3 protein-coding genes, 1 tRNA gene and 1 riboswitch are annotated in these 3255 nt (G+C 58.6%); of the genes, 2 read left to right on the top strand and 2 right to left on the bottom strand.

From position 1 onward, the window contains the following. Positions 1 to 183: 183 nt before the first annotated feature. A riboswitch (FMN riboswitch) is annotated at positions 184 to 340 on the top strand. A gap of 113 nt (positions 341 to 453) precedes the next feature. Beyond that, positions 454 to 1113, top strand: coding sequence for a 3,4-dihydroxy-2-butanone-4-phosphate synthase (ribB, locus tag EIEH_RS05790; RefSeq protein WP_015869977.1), 660 nt, complete (start codon positions 454 to 456; stop codon positions 1111 to 1113). A 64-nt stretch (positions 1114 to 1177) separates the two neighbouring features. Here ribB and zupT read toward each other — a convergent pair whose 3' ends face one another. Further along, complete coding sequence (zupT, locus tag EIEH_RS05785) at positions 1178 to 1945, bottom strand: zinc transporter ZupT (RefSeq protein ID WP_015869978.1); 768 nt, start codon at positions 1943 to 1945, stop codon at positions 1178 to 1180. A 216-nt stretch (positions 1946 to 2161) separates the two neighbouring features. Here zupT and ygiD point away from each other — a divergent pair, with 216 nt between their 5' ends. After that, positions 2162 to 2947 carry a 4,5-DOPA-extradiol-dioxygenase gene (gene ygiD, locus EIEH_RS05780; RefSeq protein WP_015869979.1) on the top strand — a complete coding sequence of 262 codons (786 nt, stop codon included), beginning with the start codon at positions 2162 to 2164 and terminating at the stop codon, positions 2945 to 2947. A 168-nt stretch (positions 2948 to 3115) separates the two neighbouring features. On the opposite strand, the gene EIEH_RS05775 is transcribed toward ygiD, so the two are convergent. Further along, positions 3116 to 3202 (bottom strand) — tRNA-Leu (locus EIEH_RS05775). Positions 3203 to 3255: the final 53 nt, after the last annotated feature.

The raw sequence follows: 3255 nt of genomic DNA, 5'->3' as shown, positions 1-3255 counted from the left end.
TAACAGCAAACACCAAGTTAGGTAGAAAACCGTGCCTTATATCTCCGCCCTGAAGGACGGGGTTTTACGGCGCACTGGATAAAAAATGCTCGATAACGAGCCTGAATGACACTGTTTGTGAGCGAACGCCAATAATCGGCAATGGTGATTGCCCGTTACCGGCTTTGGCGCTATAGTCAGTCTGCTTATTCTCAGGGCGGGGTGAAAGTCCCTACCGGCGGTAAATTGGTACGCTTCGGCGTCACTGAAAGCCCGCGAGCGCCCGCATGATCATGTGGGGTCAGCAGATCCGGTGTAATTCCGGGGCCGACGGTTACAGTCCGGATAGGAGAGAGTAACGATATCTGCCGGGATTAACCTGCTCGCGTTATTTTAGCCGCGCCGCTGCGTGTGCTGCTCCTCAAACTTGCCCTGATTCTGGTAATTCATACAATTATTGATGAGGTTTTTACCATGAATCAGATTCTGCTTTCCGATTTCGGTACCCCGATGGAGCGCGTAGAGCGCGCCCTGTCCGCACTGCGCGATGGCCGTGGCGTCATGGTGCTGGATGATGAAAACCGTGAAAATGAAGGCGACATGATCTTTGCCGCCGAGAAGATGACTGTGGAGCAGATGGCGCTGACTATCCGCCACGGCAGCGGTATTGTCTGCCTGTGTATCACCGAAGCGCGTCGCCAGCAGCTGGATCTGCCGATGATGGTGAGCAATAACACCAGCCATTATGGCACCGCCTTCACCGTGACGATTGAAGCGGCGGAAGGGGTAACCACCGGGGTTTCCGCACAGGATCGCCTGACCACGGTACGTGCGGCTATCGCCGACGATGCTAAGCCGGGCGATCTCCATCGTCCGGGGCATGTTTTCCCGCTGCGCGCCCGTCCTGGCGGCGTATTGGCGCGTCGTGGTCATACTGAGGCGACAATCGATCTGGTTTCGCTGGCGGGTTTCCGTCCTGCCGGCGTGCTGTGTGAACTGACCAATGATGACGGTACGATGGCGCGTGCTCCGCAGGTGATGGCCTTTGCGCGCCAGCATGAGATGCCGGTGGTGACCATTGAGGATCTGGTGGCCTATCGTCAGGCCCGTGAGCCGCAGGAGCAGGCCGACTAATTCGGCAGCGCTTCGATGCGAGTGCATATCATAGAGGGATAGCCAGTAGCTATCCCTTGCGTTTTTATAGCGGCGTCGCCTGCAGCAGGGCCAGACTCAGCCCCATGACGGTCATGCCACACAACACCCCGCGGCTGGGATTGCTGTGTGGATCGATCTCCCGCGCCAGCGGCATAAGCTCATCTACCGACAGCGCGACCATGATCCCGGCGACCAGCGCCATGATCGCCGCCATCCCGACCGGTGACACCGCCGACCCCAGCAGGGTAAAGGCCAGCAGCCCACCGAGGATCTCCGCTATGCCCGACAGGCTGGCCCACCACAGCGCGCGCAGGCGCGAGCCGCTGGCGGCATACACGGGGCCCGCGACGGCCAACCCCTCTGGAATGTTATGAATGGCTACCGCCAGGGCGATGCCCATGCCCAGCTCCAGATCGGCGCTGGCGGTGACGTAGGTGGCAATGCCCTCGGGAAAATTGTGCAGGCTGATGCCCAGCGTAAGCAGCAGCGCGGTGCGTTTCAGATTGCGTGGCGTTCGGTTGCCCAGCGCGACCATATCGTGGGCGTGCTGGTGGGGTAGCAGACGATCTAATAAAAAGTATCCAACCAGACCGAGAATAAACATCGTATAGCCGAGCAGCGGCGACATATTTGGCGTATTCAGCGCCGCGGGCAGCATCTCCATCAGCGAAATAAGCAGCATGATCCCGGCGGCAAAGCCGAGGGAAAAGGCCAGTACACGATTGGAGGGCCTTTGTCCGATGATGGCCAGCAGAGCCCCAACGACGGTGGCACCGCCGGCAAGCAGCGTCAGAAGCAGGGGAATGGACATGAACACGCCTCGTAGTTGATGATAATGATTTTTATTATTTATTAAGTGTGAGCAGAAGTAAATAAATGTGAGCGTGTTATATACAATTCCACTGATTGTCTGTGCCTATTCTATGCTTCTGACTATCAAGCTGGAGGCTGGCACGTATTTTGTGCGTGGAGCCGTTTTTTTATGACAGCCGCCGCGAGCGGCGGGCGATCACTACGAGGCAACACCATGAACGATGCGACGATGCCGGCGCTATTTCTGGCGCATGGGAGTCCGATGAACGCCATCGAGGATAACCCGTTCAGCGCCCTGTGGCAGCGTCTGGGGCGTGAGCTGCCACGGCCAAAGGCCATTGTGGCGATCTCGGCTCACTGGTGTACTCAGGGGCTGTGGGCTACGGCGATGGCGCAGCCGCGTACCCTGCATGACTTTGGCGGCTTTCCGCCCGCGCTCTCTGCGCTGCGCTATCCGGCGCCAGGCAGCCCGGCATTGGCCCGGGAACTGCAGTCTTTACTGGCGACGCAGTATACGCTGTTGCTGGATGAGAACGGCTGGGGACTGGACCATGGAGCGTGGAGTCTGCTGGTTCACCTGTACCCTCAGGCCGATATTCCGGTGATACAGCTCAGCCTCGATCCGCGTCAGCCGGCGGCGTACCACTATCAATTGGGGCAGGCGCTGGCTCCGCTGCGGCAGCGCGGTGTCCTGATCTTGGGCAGCGGTAACGTAGTGCATAACCTGGGTACGCTGCGCTGGGAGGCGGAGGTCGAACCTTATCCCTGGGCGCGGCGCTTTGAAGAGGTTGTCCGCCAGGGGCTGCGTGAACGTGGTGAGGATGCTGCATTACTGCGGTTTACCGATGATCCGGATGCTACGCTGGCCAATCCGACACCGGAGCACTTCCTGCCGCTGCTGCCTGTGCTGGGTTGCTGGGATGGCACGGAGCCGCTGCGGGTGTTTGAGCAGGGGATCGTCATGGGATCGCTGAGCATGCTGTCGCTGCAGATAGGCTAAGCGCCGCGTAGAGGCGAGGCTGCACGGAGCGAGGCTATCGGTGATATATATCGATGGCGTCGGGTATAATTGACGTCGTTGGATCTCTGGATGGGGCGCGATAGCAGGATAGTCAATGATGGGGATCAGACGTAAAAGTAAAAATAGAGAGATGAGGAAAAGCAGAAGTGGTGCGAAGAGAGGGACTTGAACCCTCACGTCCGTTAGGACACTAACACCTGAAGCTAGCGCGTCTACCAATTCCGCCACCTTCGCACACGGGTGTTGCTGATTGTCGCTTATCGGCTTTGGTGCGAAGAGAGGGACTT

Origin of the sequence: Edwardsiella ictaluri ATCC 33202, from assembly GCF_000264785.1 — a bacterium.
GTDB classification, from domain to species: domain Bacteria; phylum Pseudomonadota; class Gammaproteobacteria; order Enterobacterales; family Enterobacteriaceae; genus Edwardsiella; species Edwardsiella ictaluri.
Note: the sequence above shows the minus strand (reverse complement) of the source record. Positions and strands in the feature narration are given on the sequence as shown.